The organism is Salinispora pacifica CNR114 (assembly GCF_000514775.1).
Lineage (GTDB): Bacteria > Actinomycetota > Actinomycetes > Mycobacteriales > Micromonosporaceae > Micromonospora > Micromonospora pacifica.
This window is the reverse complement of record NZ_AZWO01000014.1, coordinates 105,667-123,510: the sequence shown is the minus strand read 5'-3', so window position 1 is coordinate 123,510 and position 17,844 is coordinate 105,667. Positions and strand designations below refer to the sequence as shown.

Annotated in this window: 11 protein-coding genes and 1 pseudogene; 7 read left to right on the top strand and 5 right to left on the bottom strand. The window is 68.9% G+C overall.

The features are described 5' to 3' along the window. Positions 1–97: 97 nt before the first annotated feature. The 6 genes from betA to B118_RS0110605 all read left to right on the top strand — a co-directional run bounded on the left by betA (position 98) and on the right by B118_RS0110605 (position 8,644). Positions 98–1,774, top strand: a complete 1,677-nt coding sequence (betA, locus tag B118_RS0110630) for a choline dehydrogenase (RefSeq protein ID WP_018220387.1) — start codon at positions 98–100, stop codon at positions 1,772–1,774. Positions 1,775–1,838: 64 nt separating this feature from the next. Beyond that, positions 1,839–3,314: an aldehyde dehydrogenase family protein gene (locus B118_RS0110625; protein WP_018220386.1), complete on the top strand. Its 1,476-nt coding sequence runs from the start codon at positions 1,839–1,841 to the stop codon at positions 3,312–3,314. 167 nt (positions 3,315–3,481) lie between these two features. Further along, positions 3,482–4,561: a quaternary amine ABC transporter ATP-binding protein gene (locus tag B118_RS0110620; RefSeq protein WP_018815770.1), complete on the top strand. Its 1,080-nt coding sequence runs from the start codon at positions 3,482–3,484 to the stop codon at positions 4,559–4,561. After that, a complete protein-coding gene (locus B118_RS0110615) occupies positions 4,561–6,555 on the top strand; it encodes an ABC transporter permease (protein ID WP_018220384.1) in 1,995 nt (664 codons plus the stop codon). Before B118_RS0110620 ends, B118_RS0110615 begins: the two co-directional genes overlap by 1 nt. A gap of 78 nt (positions 6,556–6,633) precedes the next feature. Then, complete coding sequence (locus tag B118_RS0110610) at positions 6,634–7,605, top strand: ABC transporter substrate-binding protein (protein WP_018220383.1); 972 nt, start codon at positions 6,634–6,636, stop codon at positions 7,603–7,605. Positions 7,606–7,804: 199 nt separating this feature from the next. Further along, positions 7,805–8,644, top strand: a complete 840-nt coding sequence (locus B118_RS0110605) for an SAM-dependent methyltransferase (protein WP_027645928.1) — start codon at positions 7,805–7,807, stop codon at positions 8,642–8,644. 76 nt (positions 8,645–8,720) lie between these two features. Here B118_RS0110605 and B118_RS0110600 read toward each other — a convergent pair whose 3' ends face one another. Together B118_RS0110600 and B118_RS0110595 are read right to left on the bottom strand one after the other, a co-directional pair. Beyond that, positions 8,721–9,173, bottom strand: coding sequence for a MerR family transcriptional regulator (locus B118_RS0110600; RefSeq protein WP_026185281.1), 453 nt, complete (start codon positions 9,171–9,173; stop codon positions 8,721–8,723). Beyond that, complete coding sequence (locus tag B118_RS0110595) at positions 9,173–10,672, bottom strand: SulP family inorganic anion transporter (RefSeq protein WP_018220380.1); 1,500 nt, start codon at positions 10,670–10,672, stop codon at positions 9,173–9,175. Before B118_RS0110595 ends, B118_RS0110600 begins: the two co-directional genes overlap by 1 nt. Positions 10,673–11,164: 492 nt before the next feature. On the opposite strand from B118_RS0110595, the pseudogene B118_RS0110590 reads away from it, so the two are divergent. Beyond that, positions 11,165–11,926, top strand: a pseudogene (locus B118_RS0110590) (lytic polysaccharide monooxygenase); the annotation flags it as partial. 315 nt (positions 11,927–12,241) lie between these two features. Here B118_RS0110590 and B118_RS0110585 read toward each other — a convergent pair. The 3 genes from B118_RS0110585 to B118_RS0110575 form a co-directional block, all read right to left on the bottom strand. Then, positions 12,242–13,228, bottom strand: a complete 987-nt coding sequence (locus B118_RS0110585) for a hypothetical protein (RefSeq protein ID WP_018810225.1) — start codon at positions 13,226–13,228, stop codon at positions 12,242–12,244. 152 nt (positions 13,229–13,380) lie between these two features. Further along, positions 13,381–15,819, bottom strand: coding sequence for a helix-turn-helix transcriptional regulator (locus B118_RS0110580; protein ID WP_028192748.1), 2,439 nt, complete (start codon positions 15,817–15,819; stop codon positions 13,381–13,383). Between the two features lie 6 nt (positions 15,820–15,825). Continuing rightward, positions 15,826–17,757 carry an Hsp70 family protein gene (locus B118_RS0110575; RefSeq protein WP_238323898.1) on the bottom strand — a complete coding sequence of 644 codons (1,932 nt, stop codon included), beginning with the start codon at positions 17,755–17,757 and terminating at the stop codon, positions 15,826–15,828. Positions 17,758–17,844: the final 87 nt, after the last annotated feature.

Genomic DNA, 17,844 nt, shown 5'->3' with positions numbered 1-17,844 from the left:
GGAGTGACGTGCGCCGAGCCCCCAAAGTCGCAGCTTCGTCCTGTCGTCATGCCCGGGTTCGCCGAGTTCCGCGACCAGTTGAGTGAGGTGAGTGGAAGTGACAACCCAGCGTTACGACTTTGTCATCGTTGGTGGCGGTTCGGCCGGCAGCGCGCTCGCCGACCGGCTCTCCGCCGATCCGGGCAACCGGGTTCTGGTCCTGGAGGCCGGCCGTCCCGACTACCCCTGGGACGTCTTCATCCACATGCCGGCGGCGCTGCCGTTTCCGATCGGTAGCCGGTTCTACGACTGGCAGTACAACTCGGAGCCGGAGCCGCACATGCACGGGCGGCGTATCTACCACGCCCGGGGCAAGGTGCTGGGTGGGTCGAGCAGTATCAACGGGATGATCTTCCAGCGGGGCAACCCGTTGGACTACGAGCGGTGGGCCGCCGATCCGGGCATGGAGACCTGGGACTTCGCCCACGTTCTGCCGTACTTCAACCGGATGGAATCCGCGCTGGGGGCCGATCCGGACGACCCGTTCCGTGGCCACGACGGCCCGCTGGTGCTGGAGCGTGGCTCCGCGGACAATCCGGTGATCCAGGCCATGCTCGCGGCGGCGGAGCAGGCCGGCTATCCGCGCACCACCGACGTCAACGGCGTGCAGCAGGAGGGTTTCGCCCCGTTCGACCGGAACGTGAGTCGGGGTCGGCGGTTCTCCGCGGCCCAGGCGTACCTGCGCCCGGCGATGAAGCGACCCAACCTCGAGGTGCGTACCCGCGCGTTCGTCACCCGCGTCATCTTCCAGGGCACCCGCGCCGTGGGCGTCGAGTACACCCGCGGCAAGGGGACGACCCCGCACCGGGTGTACGCCAACGACGTGATCCTCAGCGGCGGCGCGATCAACACGCCGCAGCTGCTGCAGCTGTCCGGCGTGGGTAACGCCGACGAACTGGCCGGCCTGGGCATCGACACCGTCGCGAACCTGCCCGGGGTGGGTGAGAACCTGCAGGACCACCTGGAGGTCTACATCCAGCACGCCTGCACCCAGCCAGTGACGATCCAGCCCTACCTGAACTGGCGGTACGCGCCGTGGATCGGCGCGAAGTGGCTGTTCGGACGGACGGGCCTGGGCGCCACCAACCACTTCGAGGCGGGCGGCTTCGTCCGGAGTAACGACACCGTCGACTACCCGAACCTCATGTTCCACTTCCTGCCGATCGCGGTCCGCTACGACGGCTCTTCCCCCTCTGGTGGCCACGGCTACCAGGTGCACATCGGGCCGATGTACTCCGACGCCCGCGGTACGGTCAAGATCGTAAATCGGGATCCCCGGGTGCATCCGGCTCTGCGGTTCAACTACCTCTCCACCGAGCAGGATCGGCGGGAGTGGGTGGAGGCGGTCCGGGTGACCCGCGACATCCTCGGCCAGCCGGCGATGGCGCCGTTCAGCGGTGGGGAGATCTCCCCCGGGCCCGAGGTCCAGACCGACGAGGAGATCCTCGACTGGGTCGCCCGCGAGGGGGAGACCGCGCTGCACCCGTCCTGCACGGCCAAGATGGGGACCGACGACATGTCCGTGGTGAACCCCACCGACATGTCGGTGCACGGGGTGACCGGGCTACGGGTGGTGGACGCGTCGGTGATGCCCTACGTCACCAACGGGAACATCTACGCCCCGGTGATGATGGTTGCCGAGAAGGCGGCGGACCTCATCCTGGGCAACACGCCGCTGGCGCCGTCGCCGCTCGACTACTACCGGCACGACCGCGGTTCGTCGGCGGTGGCATGATGCCGTGTCGCGAAGGCAGAGCTGGACCAGGGAACCACTCGACGAGTGCATCGGGGAGTTGCGCGTGAAGGACCTCTACATCGATGGAGAGTGGCGGGAGTCGGTAGCCGGCGGGCGCCGAGAGATCCGCTGCCCGGCCGACGGCACCTCGGTGGTCACCGTCGCCGAGGGGACCCGGGACGACACGATCGCGGCGATCCGCGCGGCCCGGAAGGCGTTCGACGAGGGGCCGTGGCCGTGGCCGCGAACCCCGGCCGGCGAACGTGGTGCGCTGCTGCACCGGGTCGCCGACCTCCTCCAGCGGGACAAGCAGGAGTTCGCCCGCGCGGAGTCGCTCGACACCGGTAAACGGCTGGTGGAGAGCGAGTACGACATCGACGACGTGACCGCCTGCTTCCGGTACTACGCGGGCCTCGCCGACACCGACGGCGGACGCGTCGTGGACACCGGGCGCAGCGACGCGATCAGTCGGGTCGAGTACGAGCCGATCGGTGTGTGCGGGCTGATCACGCCCTGGAACTACCCGTTGCTGCAGACCTCGTGGAAGGTCGCCCCGGCGCTCGCCGCCGGAAACACCTTCGTCCTCAAGCCCAGCGAGCTGACCCCCTCGACCGCGATCCTGCTGATGCGGCTGCTGGACGAGGCCGGGCTGCCGCCGGGCGTGGCCAACCTGGTCCTCGGCGCCGGTGCCGAGGTAGGCGCGCCGCTGGCCGAGCACCCGGACGTGGACCTGGTCTCGTTCACCGGGGGCCTGCAGACCGGGCGTGGCCTGATGGCGGCGGCAGCGGCGACGGTGAAGCGGGTGACGCTCGAACTCGGCGGCAAGAACCCGAACGTCGTCTTCGCCGACGCCGACTTCGACGCCGCCGTGGACTTCGCGCTCACCGCGGTGTTCCTGCACTCGGGTCAGGTCTGCTCGGCGGGTACCCGGCTCGTGGTCGAGGAGTCCATCCACGACGCCTTCGTGGACGCGGTCGTGGATCGCGCCCGTCGGATTCGTCTCGGTGGGCCCTTCGACGCCGACGCGGAGACCGGCCCACTGATCTCCGCCGCCCACCTGTCCAAGGTGGAGTCGTATGTCGAGGCTGGAATCGCCGAGGGGGCGGTGCTGCGCTGTGGCGGCCGTCGCCCCGACGAGGACCGCCTCGCCAACGGCTTCTACTACCTTCCGACGGTGCTTGACGGCTGTCGTGCGGGCATGTCCGTGGTCCGCGAGGAGTCCTTCGGTCCGGTCCTCACCGTCGAGACCTTCACCGACGAGGACGAGGCGGTGCGCATCGCCAACGACACCCACTACGGCCTCGCCGGCGCGGTCTGGACCAGCGACGCCAGCCGTGCCCAGCGCGTCGCGCAGCGGCTACGGCACGGCACGATCTGGATCAACGACTACCACCCGTACGTACCCAAGGCGGAGTGGGGCGGCTTCCGGCAGTCCGGCAACGGCCGCGAGCTGGGCCCGACCGGGCTCAACGAGTACCGGGAAATGAAGCACATCTGGCAGAACACCGATCCCCGCCCGCAGCACTGGTTCCGCGGCTAGCGCCCCCGCGCCATCCCGTAACCGTCGCCCAAGGAAAGAGACGAGTCAGCCATGTCTGTCCCAACCGACTATCACCGCCGTCCCGGCGGGCCCATCCCCGCGTGCGCACCCCGGTGCTGCCGGGGCGTGCCGAGGTCGCGGCGTTGCGACCGGGCGGGGTGGGCCGCATGAGCACGGAGACGGCGGTTGAGCCGCGCGGGCAGGTCATTGCAGCCCAGACTCCGGTGATCTCGGTCCGGAACCTGTGGAAGGTGTTCGGCCCGAACGCGGAGCGGGTGCCCGACTCGGCCGAGCTCGCGGCGCTGTCCCGGCGGGAGCTGCGGGAGCGGGCCCGGTGTACCGCCGCGGTACGGGAGGTGTCGTTCGACGTCGCGCCCGGTGAGGTCTTCGTCGTGATGGGGCTCTCCGGCTCCGGCAAGTCCACGCTGGTGCGCTGTCTGACCCGGCTGATCGAGCCGACCGCGGGGGAGGTGGTCTTCGAGGGCGAGGACATCCTGCGTGCCGACAAGAGGCGGCTGCGGGAGCTCCGGCGCCGGAAGTTCTCGATGGTCTTCCAGCACTTCGGTCTCCTGCCGTACCGAACGGTGGTCGACAACGTCGGGTATGGCCTGGAGATCCGGGGTGCCGGCCGCGCCGAGCGGATCCGCCGGGCGACCGAGGTCATCGAACTGGTGGGCCTCGACGGCTACGAGAACGCGTACCCGGACCAGCTCTCCGGCGGGATGCAGCAGCGCGTCGGGTTGGCGCGGGCGTTGGCCGGTGATCCGGACGTGCTCTTCTTCGACGAGCCGTTCTCCGCGCTGGACCCGCTGATCCGGCGCGACATGCAGAACGAGGTCATCCGGCTGCACCGCCAGGTCGGCAAGACGATGGTCTTCATCACGCACGACCTCTCCGAGGCGCTCAAGCTCGGCGACCGGATTCTGCTCATGCGCGACGGCAACGTGGTGCAGGCCGGGACCGGGGACGAACTGGTCGGGGCGCCGGCCGACGACTACGTGCGCGACTTCGTCCAGGACGTGCCCCGCGCCGATGTCCTCACCCTGCGGTGGATCATGCGTCCGTCCCGGGCCGCCGATCAGCTGGACGGCCCCGAACTGGGTCCGGGGGTGATCGTGCGGGACGCGGTCCGCACGGTGCTCGCCGCCGATCGGCCGGTGCGGGTCGTCGAGAACGGGGAACTGCTGGGCGTGGTCGGCCATGAGGAGGTCCTCGACATCGTCGCCGGCAATCAGGCGGGCGCCTAATGGCCACGACGACCATGACCGGCGCGTCAACGCGAACCACCCCACGTCGACGAATCACCAAGCCGCTCGCGGTGGTGGGTGTCCTCGCGCTCTGGCTCGTCGCCTGGACCCTGCTGCGCGGCCAGGACATGTTGGAGCTGCCCCGGGCCACGCTGACCGAGCTGCACCACTGGCTCAACGACGTCAACGACTCGGTTGGCGCCAGCCGGAACAGCAACCCGCTCTTCCTGTACTTCTTCAACGAGATCCGCGCGGTGATGGACGCGTTGGTGACCTTCGTTCAGGGGCTCATCGCGCAACCGGCGTACGGGCGGCCGGTGCCGGTGCTCGGTTGGCTGGGTGTGGTGGCGCTCGCCTCCTACGCCTCCTGGGCGTTCGCCAACTGGCGGGTGGCGCTGCTCGCCGCGGGCGGGTTCACTCTCTTCGGCCTGCAGGGGCTGTGGCAGGAGAGCATGGACACGCTGGCGCTGACGTTGGTGGCGGTCTTCGTGTCGCTGTTGTTCGGCATTCCGCTGGGCGTTCTGGCCGGGGTGTCGGATCGGTTCCACCGGTTGATCACTCCGGTGTTGGACCTCATGCAGACGATGCCGACCTTCGTCTACCTCGCGCCACTGACCCTGGTGTTCCTGATCGGCCCGGCCTCCGCGACGATCGCGACGCTGATCTACGCCATGCCGCCGGCGATCCGGATCACCGCGCACGGAATCCGTTCCGTGCCCGGACCGCCGGTGGAAGCCACCGACTCGTTCGGCGCGACCCGGCGGCAGCGGTTGACCAAGGCGCTCCTGCCGCTGTCGAAGCGGACGATCGTGCTCGGTGTCAACCAGACGATCATGGCGGCGTTGGCGATGGTGACCGTCGCGGCCCTGATCGACGCTCCCGGCCTCGGTAAGACGGTGATCAAGGCCCTGCAGACCCTCGACGTCGGTACCGCGTTCAACGCGGGGGTGGCGATCGTGGTGATGGCTATCGTCCTGGACCGGGTCACGACAGCGGCCAGCGTCCGCGCCGAGCAGGGGGGCGGTGAACTCAATCCCCGGATCCGCCGGCTGCTCCTGGCCGGGTTCGGGCTGGTCGCCGCGGTCTGCTCGTACCTGTCCTACACCTACCTGTGGGCCTCTGAGTTCCCGGAGGGCGGCCAGCTCGGCGAGTATCTGTCGCAGGGGGCGACCACGGTGACGACGTGGGCGCAGCACAACCTCGCGGATCTGACCGCGGCGGTGAAGGACGGCGTGACCATCGCGTTGCTCAATCCGTTGGAGGCGCTGCTGGCCGAGTCGCCCTGGTGGTTGATGGGTGCGGTGATCGTGCTGCTCGCCGCGCTGATCGGCAACCTGCGGGCCGCCGCCGTCGCCGCGGTCTGTGTGGGGCTGCTGGTCGGCAGTGGGCTGTGGAACGCCAGCATGGTCACGCTGGCCATGACGCTGGTGGCCACGCTGTTGGTGGTGACGCTGGGAGTGGTCGTCGGCGTGTGGATGGGCCGGAGTAACCGGGCCGATCGGGTCATCCGGCCGGTCCTGGACGCCGGGCAGACCATGCCGGCCTTCGTCTACCTGATTCCGGTCGTCGCCCTCTTCTCGGTGAGCCGCTTCAGCGCTATCGTCGCCGGTGTCGTCTACGCCGCGCCGGTCGCCATCAAGATCGTTGCGGACGGGGTGCGCGCCATTCCGGAGTCGACGGTGGAGGCGGCGACCGCCGCGGGCTCCAACACCTGGCAGACCATCACGAAGGTCCAACTGCCGATGGCGCGGCAGTCGTTGCTGCTCGCCACCAACCAGGGGCTCATCTACGTGCTGTCGATGGTGGTTATCGGTGGCCTGGTCGGGGCCGGTGCGCTCGGCTACGAGGTCGTCGCCGGTTTCTCGCAGGGGCAGCTCTACGGCAAGGGCCTCGCGGCGGGCGTCGCGATCGTCGTACTCGGGATCATGCTGGACCGGATCGCGCGGGCTGCCGCGCAGCGGTCGGAGCCTGCCCCCAGTGCCAACCAGACGTGACTCATCCGCCGTTCCGGTGCGCCGGGACCGCGGAATCGGAGTTGACCGACGAACAACACCTTGGGAGGGTGACAGTAAATGAGATCCATTGTCAACAAGAGGGTCCTGGCGGGCGTCTCGCTGTCCACGGTGGCGGCTCTCACGCTCACCGCGTGCGGTGGTTCCAAGATCGAGTCGACGGATGCCGCCGACTCGGGTGACTGCGGCACCTTCACCATCGCGATCAACCCCTGGGTCGGGTACGAGGCGAACGCGGCCGTCATCGCCCACGTCGCCGAGACCGAACTCGGCTGCAAGGTCGTCAAGAAGGACCTCAAGGAGGAGATCGCCTGGCAGGGCTTCGGCACCGGCCAGGTGGACGCGATCGTGGAGAACTGGGGCCACGACGACCTCAGGCAGAAGTACATCGAGGATCAGAAGACCGCGGTGAGCGCCGGTTCGACCGGTGTCGAGGGGGTCATCGGTTGGTACGTGCCGCCATGGATGGCCGAGGAGTACCCCGACATCACCGACTGGAACAACCTGAACAAGTACGCCTCCCTCTTCGAGACCACGGAGTCCGGCGGCAAGGGACAGCTGCTCGACGGTGACCCGTCCTTCGTCACCAACGACGAAGCGCTGGTCAAGAACCTGGGGCTGGACTACAACGTGGTCTACGCGGGCAGTGAGCCGGCCCTGATCCAGGCGTTCCGTCAGGCGGAGGAGAAGAAGGAGCCGGTGCTCGGCTACTTCTACGACCCGCAGTGGTTCCTCTCCGAGGTCGAACTGGTGAAGGTGGACCTGCCCGAGTACCAGGAGGGCTGCGACGCCGACCCGGAGAAGGTCGCCTGCGACTACCCGGTGTACGACCTCGACAAGATCGTGAGCAAGTCGTTCGCCGACGCCAACGGACCCGCCTACCAGCTGGTCGACAACTTCAACTGGACCAACGAGGACCAGAACCTGGTGGCCCGGTACATCGCCCAGGACAACATGTCGCCGGAGGAGGCGGCTGAGAAGTGGGTCGAGGCCAACCAGGACAAGGTTGAGGCCTGGCTGCCGCAGAGCTGACACATCTTTCGTAACACCCTGTGCGGTGGCGCCGGTAACACACCGGCGCCACCGCACAGCTGTTTCTCGACCGGCTGCCGCTGGGCAGCTCTCCCCGGATCGCCGTCCGCTGGCATGGATTCGCGGTACCACGGAAGGGCCCTGGTGTCGCTACGCTACGGCCTGACCGTTGGCGTAGCTGACAACCGGGGGGGTTGACGTGTCGCAGAACCAGGCCGAGCAGCAGACTGCCGAGCAGCAAACCGGCCCGCGGCGGACCGGAGCCGTTCCCTCCACGTTGGATGTGTCGGTGCCGCACTCGGCGCGGGTGTGGAACTACTGGTTGGGCGGCAAGGACAACTTCGCGTCCGACCGGGCGGCCGGCGACCAGGTTCGAGCGATCTTCCCGGAGATCGTCGAGGCCGCTCGCTACTCCCGGGTGTTCCTGCGGCAGGCGGTGACCTATCTCGCCGCCGAGGCGGGCATCCGCCAATTCCTCGATGTCGGCACCGGCCTGCCGACCGCCGACAACACCCACCAGGTCGCCCAACGGATCGCCCCGCCGACCCGCGTCGTCTACGTCGACAACGATCCGATGGTTCTCGCGCACGCCCGGGTGCTGCTGACCAGCGACCCGGCGGGTGCCACCCAGTACCTCAACGCCGACCTGCACGATGCGGAACGGGTCATCCGGGAGGCCCGGGCGACGCTGGACCTCAGTGAGCCGGTCGGCTTGATGATGTTGGGGGTGATGGGCCACGTCGCGGATCCCGCCCAGGCGCGGGACGCCGTACGCGCGCTGGTCTCGTCCCTGCCGGCGGGCAGCTTCCTGGCGATGTCCGACGGCACGGCCACCAGTGAGCGGGTGATCGAGTCCCACCGGCAGTACAACGAGAGCGGTGCGGCACCGTACCACCTGCGCGAGGTCGCCGACTTCACCGCCTTCTTCGACGGCCTTGACCTGGTCGAGCCGGGTGTCGTGCCACTGGGGCGCTGGCGGCCGGAGAACGGCTCCCCGAAGGTCGTGGACGGCTACTGCGGGGTTGCCCGCAAGCCCTGACCAGCAGCGCCACCCGGACCAGCAGCGCCACCGCGGCCGAACGGGCCGGTTCCGTCCGGTCCGACCCCGCCCCGGGTCAGTGGTGAGCCCGGTGTTGGTCGAGCTGGTGGCGCAGGGCACCGGCGAAGCCCTCCGCGGTGCGGAGCTGTTCGCGTAGCGTCTCCACCCGGGTGGCAGCGACGGTGTGGAAGAGGCCGAGCCGGTCGAGCAGGGCGGGCCGGTCGGCGGCACCGGCAGTGACCAGGGCGTCCAGGACGGCGAGCAGCGCCCGCATCTCGTCGAGGCTGAACCCGAGCGGTTTCATCCGCTTGACCACCGCGAGACGCTCCAGGTCGGCGTCGGTGTAGAGGCGGAAGCCGCCCTCGCTGCGCGCCGACGGGATGATCAGCCCGGCGTCCTCGTAGTGGCGGATGGTGCGGATGCTCAGCCCGACCCGCTCGGCCACCGCGCCGATTCGCATCAGCGGCCTGGCGCCGGTTGGGCGCCCGGTGGCCCTGGGTGCGGGACCACCGGGCACCGAGCCGGGCATCAGTGGCCCCCGCCGAGGGTGCCGGCCAGGTTGCCGTGGATAGCGGCACTGGGCTGGTTCAGTTCGATGATCTCCACGGTCTTGCCGCGAGCCGCGTACTTGGTGGTGATCGCGTCCAGCGCCGCGACCGATGAGGCATCCCAGACGTGGGCGTGGGTCATGTCGATCACCACGTGCTGCGGGTCGTTGGCGTAGTCGAACTGGTAGACCAGGTCGTTGCTGGCGGCGAAGAACAACTCGCCGTGCACCGAGTAGATGCGGCTCCGGCCGTCGGGGTCCAGCACGCTGGTGACCTCGACCAGGTGCGCGACCCGGTTGGCGAAGATGACCATGGCGGTGAGGACGCCGATGACCACGCCGATGGCGAGATTGTGGGTGACCAGGGTCGTGGCGACGGTGGCGACCATGACCAGCGTCTCGCCCCAGGGCATCCGCTTCAGCGTGGCCGGGGCCACCGAGTGCCAGTCGAACGTCGAGACCGAGACGATGATCATCACGGCGACCAGGCCCGCCATCGGGATCGCGGCGACCACGTCACCCAGGCTGACCACCAAAATGAGCAGGAACACGCCGGAGAGGAAGGTCGACAGCCGGGTCCGCGCGCCAGACGCCTTGACGTTGATCATCGTTTGACCGATCATCGCGCAGCCACCCATGCCGCCGAAGAAGCCGGTGACGATGTTGGCGACGCCCTGTCCCCAGGACTCGCGGGTCTTGTTGGAGTGGGTGTCGGTGATGTCGTCCACCAGCTTGGCGGTCATCAGCGACTCCATCAGCCCGACCAGCGCGATGCCGAGGGCGTACGGAGCGATCAGGGCCAGGGTGTCGGCGGTCCACGGGATCTGCGGCAGCCCGAGGGTGGGCAGGCTGTTGGGCAGCTCACCCTGGTCGCCGACGGTCGGTACGGCGATGCCAGCGGTGACGGTGATCCCGGTCAGGACGATGATCGTCACCAGCGGGGCGGGTACGGCCCGAGTGATCCGGGGTAGCCCGATCATGATCGCCAGGGCCAGGCCGACCAGCGGGTAGACCAGCCACGGCACCCCGAGCAGATACGGCACCTGGGCGGAGAAGATGAGGATGGCCAGCGCGTTGACGAAGCCGACCATCACGCTGCGGGGGATGAACCGCATCAGTTTCGCGACCCCGAGTAGGGCCAGCAGCACCTGGAAGATACCGCCGAGGATGACCGCGGCGATCAGGTAGTCCAGCCCGTGCTCCTTCGCCAGCGGCGCCACGACCAGAGCGATCGCCCCGGTCGCCGCGGAGATCATCGCCGGTCGGCCGCCACAGATCGCGATGACGACCGCCATGGTGAAGGAGGCGAACAGCCCGACGCGGGGGTCGACCCCGGCGAGGATCGAGAAGCTGATCGCCTCGGGGATCAGCGCCAGGGCGACGACCAGACCGGCCAGCACCTCGGTACGAAGAACCTTCGGTGTCAGCCAGGACGGGCGGGACAGGCGCGGCCGGGTGACCGCGGGCAGTTCAGAAGACATACAGCCGTTTCCGCTCGGGTGTGCGCGGGGGCGCACACGTGTCGCCGGATCCCGCTCGGGACATGGCGAAGTTCGTACACAGCATTTCCGGTCGGACAATCCGGACCATTCCAGGCAACGTTGCCCGGCGACGGCCGTGAGGGGCCAGCAGCCGCACCTCGACGACCGGGGTCGAACCCTACCCTTCGGTGAGGGGAGAGTCGGCACGCCGTGATGATCATCACGGTGGACCGGGTCTGCCCCCGGGGCGGCCCGTCCGGACAGGCTCGGGTGCCAGGCGCATTAGGCCGACGACATACCTTGGTCTACGGAAATCGTGCATCCGGTGCTGTCCGCCTATCCGGCCGACGAATCAGGCGCCCTGAAAAAGCAGACATGTGATCTGATCCGGTGCCAGAAAAGCTGGAAGAACGCGGGCTGTTATTGCTGTTCAGGCGGCCTGTGGCTAGCGTGGCGCCCTTCGGAGTCGAAGATATCCGAGGGAGTTGTACCATGCGAAAGCGCTTCGTCCTGCCATTGATGACGATGGGAGCTGTCACGGCCACGATGGCCGTCGCCGCACCCGTCCAGGCGCATGGCTACGTTTCAGGACCGCCCAGCCGTCAGGCGCTCTGCGCCCAGGGTTCGGTACCCGACTGTGGGCCCATCGCGTTCGAGCCGCAGAGCGTCGAAGGGCCAAAAGGCCTGACGAGCTGCAGTGGCGGCATCTCCGAGTTCGCCGTGCTCGACGATGAGAGCCGGGCCTGGCCCGCGGCCACGGTCGGCCGGTCGGTCACCTTCGACTGGATCAAGACCGCCCCGCACAAGACCAGTAACTGGGAGTACTTCATCGGCGACGAGCTGTTGGCCACCTTCGACGGTGGTGGCGTGCAGCCGCCGTCCACGCTCTCGCACCCGGTCGACCTGGGCGACTACGTAGGCCGGCAGAAGGTCCTCGCGGTGTGGAACATCGCCGATACTCCAATGGCGTTCTACTCCTGCATCGACGTGAATATCGACGGTAGCTCTTCGCCGACGCCGACGCCGACGCCGACGCCGACGGCCTCACCGACGGGCACCGCCGCACCGACCCCGACCGGTACGCCGTCTCCGACCTCGACCGGGACTCCCGCGCCGGGAAGCTGGCAGGTCGGCACCGTCTACCAGGTCGGTGACGAGGTGACGTACGACGGGGTGAGCTACCGGGCTCGGCAGGCGCACACCGCGACACCCGGGTGGGAGCCGCCGCACGTGCCGTCGCTGTGGATCCGAATCTGAGCGAACGGGCGTGGCCGTACCGGCCGTGGTGGGAACACCCGGCCGGTGCGGGCCGGCCGCGAGTCGGCGCCCCGTGACCCGAAGGGAGTAGGCCGTACGACGGCTGCTACTGGTCGCCCTGCTTGCCACCGCCGCGCTGCTGGCGGGCTGCGCCGGACGGCAGAACGCGCGGTGCAGGACCGGATTCGGTTGGCCGTCCCCGTCGAGGGGTTAGTCAACGGGGGCGGAGGCCAGCAGGCCGACGAGACACGCGACCGACGGAGTCCCCGACCTGGCCAACCGGCCGGGGACCTCACCAGTCGCATGCCCGCCTCAGAGAGCCGCTGGCTCGTCAGTGTTGTCGTCGGCGTTGAGTGCGAGTGCATCCTGGGGGGCGAACGCCGGGACAGGCGCCGTGTCGAGTTCAGTATCGAAGCTGTTGGCGACGTTATTGAGGTCGGCGTCGATCGAGTTGTTCGAGTCCTCGTTGAATTCGGCGTCGATCGAGTTGTTCGAGTCCTCGTTGTTCGAGTCGTTGACCGAGTTGTCGATATCGGTGGTGATGTTGTTTTCGATCGACTGTTCGTTGTTGGAGTTGTCGATGGAGCTGTTCTGTGACAGGTCGGAGTTGTTGATCGAGTTGTCGATCGAGTTGGATGACTGGTCCTGAACGCCCGACCCGAAGTTCAGGTTCGCGAGGTCGTTGCCTCCGCCAAAGTCGATATTGCCGTCGCCGAAGGTGTTGTCGCCATCGCCGACGACCCCGCTGTTCTCGCCCGTGTTGACGTTTCCCACGTCATCGCCGGCGAGGACGGCTCCATCGCCGGTGTTGGCCTGACCGTCGTTGTCGCCGCCGATGACCTGAGAGCCGTCACCCGTGGTGACGACACTTGCGTTGGCGCCGTCCACGTCTACGTCCACTGAGTTGTCGATGGTCGTTGACTGGTCGAAGAAGCTCGTCGACTGGTCGATATCCTGGTGCACGACAGTGACCAGCTCGGTGACGGTCTGCACGATCTGTTCCAGTGGCGGCTGCCCACCATCTGTCGCCGGCCCGCCGTCGCCCGAGTTCTGTTCTCCACCGCCCCCACCACCAGCGGCGAGTTGCGCAACCGCGTCCTTGGTTTCCGGTGGTAGCGCCGACTCCTGAGCGACGACCGCGGCGACCTGGGCGACGTTGACCCCGGAGAGGTCGGCGTCGGCAATGCCCTCTGCTGCGAGCACGCCCTCCGGGTCGGCCACGAAGTTCTCCGCGACTTCGCGGTCACCGAAGACCCTGGAAAAGAAGTCCCGAAAGAGTTCACTAACATCAACGCTCATCGTCTGCTCCCTGTCTGGCCGCGGCCGGTCGGCCCCGGCATAGCCCTACACTGCCGGCGGAGCCCTGACGGTGACATCGGGGAAACCCCCGCGGGCCCGCTCTGGCAATAGGGGCTGCTGCGAGCCGGCCCACGGACAAGTACGGTCGCCGCTCAGGCGACAACCCCCGGGTGTTTCCGCAGGGCGGCGAGAAACTCGGCCCGGCTGGACGCGTCCAGTTTGGTCCGCATCCGCGCCACATGGTGTTCGACTGTCTTCGGTGACAGGTACAGTTGGGATCCGATCTCCCGTTGGGTGCGTCCCTCGAGCACCATGCGGCCGACCGTAATCTCGCGTTCGGACAGCACCCCAGCCCGCCCGCGCTGCTCGCCTCCGCCGACCTCTGCGGCAGACAAGCCCCGCGCGTGCTCCAACATTCGCCGTGCCGCCGCCGCATCCGTGGTGCGAATCGCGGCCTGGCCCACCAGCCGTGAGGCATCCCAGGGCAGCTGGTTGGTCGCCAGGTCCCCAGCGACCGAGCAGACGCGGTCGACATCCACCTTGCCCACAAGCACATCGGCCCAGGCCAGTGCGGCGGCGCCCTGCGCACGCTGGCGTGGCCCGGCGAGGGTAGCTGCCGTGGCCAGCTCACCGGCCACCGTGGCGGCCGTAGCCGCATCCTCGTGGGCGACGGCGACCTGAACCCGAATCCAGCCCACGGCGACAACCCACGTCGGCGGATCCCCGGCGCGTGCGACGACATCGTCGAGTACGTCCATCACGGGCCGAGCCCGCACCATCTGGCGCAGCCGCGCCGCCGTTACCACAAGCTCCTCCAGGACCTCGATCGCGAAAAGGTCCACCGCGCGTCGGGCCAGCTGCGCCTCCACCCCGTTCCATGCCTCGCGCATTCGCGCCACGTCACCACTACGGCGGGCCATCCCCGCCGCGAGTGCGGCGGCGAGCAGTTGATCCCGGGCAGTTGGATCCGGCCCTGGCGCCAGCTCCGCAGCCGCACTGTCGTAGCGGCCGGCTCGCATCCGAGTGAACGCCAGGAGCAATTGATGTCGGCGGGCGGTCACCGGGCCACCCACGCCCGCGGCCAACCCGGCGAGGAGTAGTCGTTCTGCGGTGGAAACATCACCGGTCAGCCCGGCGACGAGGGCGCCGAGCGCGTGCGGCGAGTCGGGCAACACGACGTCGGGTGGCGTGCGCTGCGCGGCCTCGGCAGACTCGATCAGCAGGGGCAACATGGCCTCCGGCTTGGCGAGGCCCGCCGCGGCCTCGGCCAGCCGGGCGAGGGCCTCCGGCGTCCGTCCGCTGGGCTTGGTGCGGGCACGACGGGCGGCATGACCAGCACGTTCGGGTTGCCCAGTCGCGGCCCAGGCCACGGCGGCCAGGGCCGCACCTGGCTGGTCGGCGTCGGCCAGTGCCTCTGCTGCTCTGTCCCATCGTCCCTGTTGCGCGGCGATCGCGGCCCCCACGATGGCCAACCGTGCCGGATCACCACTGACGCCGGTCAGGTCCACCGGTATCCCGAGCTGGGTGGCCGCCTCGGCCCGACCCAGGTCCACAGCCGCCGGCTGTGCGCCCGCCTCGACCGCGGCGTCGTACCAGGACACCGCAGCACCGGGATCGCGAAATCGCAGGTGATCAGCGGCATGCGTGTAGGCGACCGCTGCCGTGGGTGTCTGGACACGTGCCCGCCGCAGCTGAACCGAGACCAGCAGCGGGTCAGCACCCGAGTCCAGGAGGGCGGTGGCCACCCGGTCCTGCAACTGCCGCCGCACCACCACTGGTAGGTCGGTCAGGATCGCCGCTGCGACGGCCGGAATCATCGAAGCCGAACCAGGCGCGATCATGCCAAGTTCCTGTAGGACGTTGCTGGTATCCGCGACCGTCGCCAAGGTCACCCCGGCGGCCCGGGCAACCACGGAGTCCGGGACGTCCAGTAGTAGCGCAAGCACCTGGGTAACTGCCGTGCCGTCGGCGGGAAGGCCCGCGAGGCGGCGCTGTACCCGGGCCCGCAGTGCGGCGGGGACCGAGCCCCTGGACGTCGTGGTGGCGATCGAGCCCCTGGACGTCGCGGTGGCGATCGAGCCCCCGGACGTCGCGGTGGCGAGGGAAGCGGCTACCGCGGCCATCCCACCCGATGCGGTGCGGATCTCCTCGATCGTGTCCTCGTCGGGCTCAAGTACGCCCGCCTCGGTGACGACCGCGGCGACACCGGCGGCGTCCAACGGCCCGAGCTGGTCGACCATGCCGGCCGCCGCGACGACCTGGTCCAGGTCGGCCAGCTCCGCGGCGCGGATCACCGGCCGCCGTGCGATCAGCATCGCCTGGCCAGCGCGCGCGGCCTCGGCCAGGGCGCGCCAGCTGGACGGTTGCCCGTGGTGAGCATCGTCGACGATCACCACGGCGCCCGCAGCCCGGGCGTCGGTCAGTACCAGGTCGAGATCCGCATCACTGCTGGGTAGGGCCACCCAGCGCACGGGACGGTCGAGTGCGGCGGCGAGATCACGAATCCGCCGGCTCCGTCCGGCACCGTCGACACCCACGATCACGGTCGTGGCATCGGCGCCCGGGTTGGTCATCTGACCTTGGGCCTGCACCCCGGCTCAACCTTCGGTGATCGGTGTGCAGTTCCCCGTCTCGTACCCGCCGTTGGTGTCCTTGACCAACCCGTGCCAGTCAACCGCGATCCGCACACACACCTTGTCTGGCAGTGTCTGACCAGGAGGTGCGTAGGAAGCGATCGCTTTCCACCGGCCATCACCCCAGGTGGCGACGGACGGAAGCTTGTCCTCGACGTACCACTGCTCCTGGTCGGTGGCGTGGGCGCCCATGACAGCGGGGTCCGGGCTGACGCCATCGCTGCCGAAGATGTGCAGATGGAAACCGCCGTTGACGTCCAGGGCCGTGCCCTCCGGGACACCGACATCGCCCTGGAGAGTGAGGGCGGAACCGTCGAAGACCGCTGCGGTCAGACACGCCCACCGTTTGTTGGCGCGAATCGTCTCGGTGCACTGCTCGTCCACGGGGGGCGCCGCCTCGCTGGGAATACCTGTCGCCACTGCCGCCACCGTCGCACCCTGATCTGTCGGAGGGGCATCGTTGTGGCCGAACATCGTGTATCCGGCGCCGGCAAGTGCCAGCACCAGAGCGAGGGCCGCGGCGCCGATGGTCAGCGACCGAGACCGGCCCGGGCTGGCCGACAGCTTCTTCGTGTTCGAGGGTCGGTCGGTGTCGGAATGCCGGGTCCGGCCACGTCGGCCACCGCTGACAGCCGCCGCTCCGCGGACCAGCGGTGCTGCCGCGCCCCTGTTCCTCGGGATGGCGGCCGTCGCCGAGGTATCGGCCCGATGGACAGCTGCGGTCGGTGTGGCCAAGGGCGTTGCCGACACCTGCGCTGGTGCCTGCCGGGGTGCAGGCGTCCGGCTGCCTGCCGCGCGGGCTAGCCCACCCGCAGCGAGCCAGGCCGCGCCGAGCGCGACCGCATGCTTCGGGTGGGTGTCCACCGCCACTGGACGGCCCAACTCGGCGCCGACCATCTGCGCGACCAGTGGCATCCGGGACGAGCCGCCGACCAACAGGACCGAATGTAGGTCATCTGGCGTGACTCCAGCGGACACCAGCGCCCGGCGCATTGCCTCAATGGAATCGTAGAGCGCCGGGCGTACCAATGCCTCCAGTTCGGCCCGGGTCAGGCGGACCTCGGTGGACAGGTTCGGCAACATCACCGGGATGGACACGTCGGTATCAGCAGACAGCGCCTCCTTGGCCTCGACGCACTCGCCGCGCAACCGGGCCACGGCCGCGATCGCGGTCGGGTCGTCGTCGTCCAGCACCGCGAGCTTCCCGCCGATCGCGGCCGCCACATGAGCGAACACCGCTGCGTCGAAGTCGATACCGCCGAGCCGCTCGATTCCCTCGGGCTGGCCAAGAATCTCGAACCCGTCCCCGGTGTGCCGAAGCACCGCCGCGTCGAACGTGCCGCCACCCAGGTCGTACACGGCCAGGGCGGCACCCCGATCGACTCGTTCCTGCTGGGCGTACGAGACAGCCGCGGCGACCGGCTCGGTGGTGTACTCGACCGGCTGCCCGATGTTGGCCAGCTGCACCGCCTGGCACAGCATGTCGGTCTTGTAAGGTCCCCAGTTCGCCGGATGCGACAGGCATATCCTGGCCGGCGCCTCGCCCTCGCGCTGGACCACGTCGTTGACAACCGACCGAAGCAGCCGGGCCATCAGCGCCTCTGGCGAGTACGGTACCCCGCCAAGCAGCAGCGGCGTGGTGTCGCCGAACCTGCGTTTGAACTCCCGCGCCACTCGGCGTGGCTCGGTCAGCCCGCGCCTGCTGGCGGTCTCACCGACCAGGAAGGTCTCGTCGTCGCGTAGCAGCACCACGGACGGGATCACCGCGGCTCGGGTACCCAGCGGGGCGATTTCCGCCCGCCCCTCCCGCCACGTTGCCGCAGCAGTGTAGGTGGTTCCCAGATCAATTCCCAACACGTACATCTCTACTCCAGCGTGTGCGCCCTGCAGGTTCACCACCCCACGCTTCGCGCTTCGCGGCCTGACACCGTCGGTGCTGCGCGGGGATCTGTTCACAGCTCGTGCGTCGCGGTCAGTCACCAC

Bases quoted from the DNA above. Each gene is read 5' to 3' on its own strand.
- B118_RS0110585 (WP_018810225.1), bottom strand. From the start codon at position 13,228: ATGAGCGTTGATGTTAGTGAACTCTTTCGGGACTTCTTTTCCAGGGTC.
- B118_RS0110620 (WP_018815770.1), top strand. From the start codon at position 3,482: ATGAGCACGGAGACGGCGGTTGAGCCGCGCGGGCAGGTCATTGCAGCC.
- B118_RS0110615 (WP_018220384.1), top strand. From the start codon at position 4,561: ATGGCCACGACGACCATGACCGGCGCGTCAACGCGAACCACCCCACGT.
- B118_RS0110595 (WP_018220380.1), bottom strand. From the start codon at position 10,672: ATGTCTTCTGAACTGCCCGCGGTCACCCGGCCGCGCCTGTCCCGCCCG.
- B118_RS0110610 (WP_018220383.1), top strand. From the start codon at position 6,634: ATGAGATCCATTGTCAACAAGAGGGTCCTGGCGGGCGTCTCGCTGTCC.
- B118_RS0110600 (WP_026185281.1), bottom strand. From the start codon at position 9,173: ATGCCCGGCTCGGTGCCCGGTGGTCCCGCACCCAGGGCCACCGGGCGC.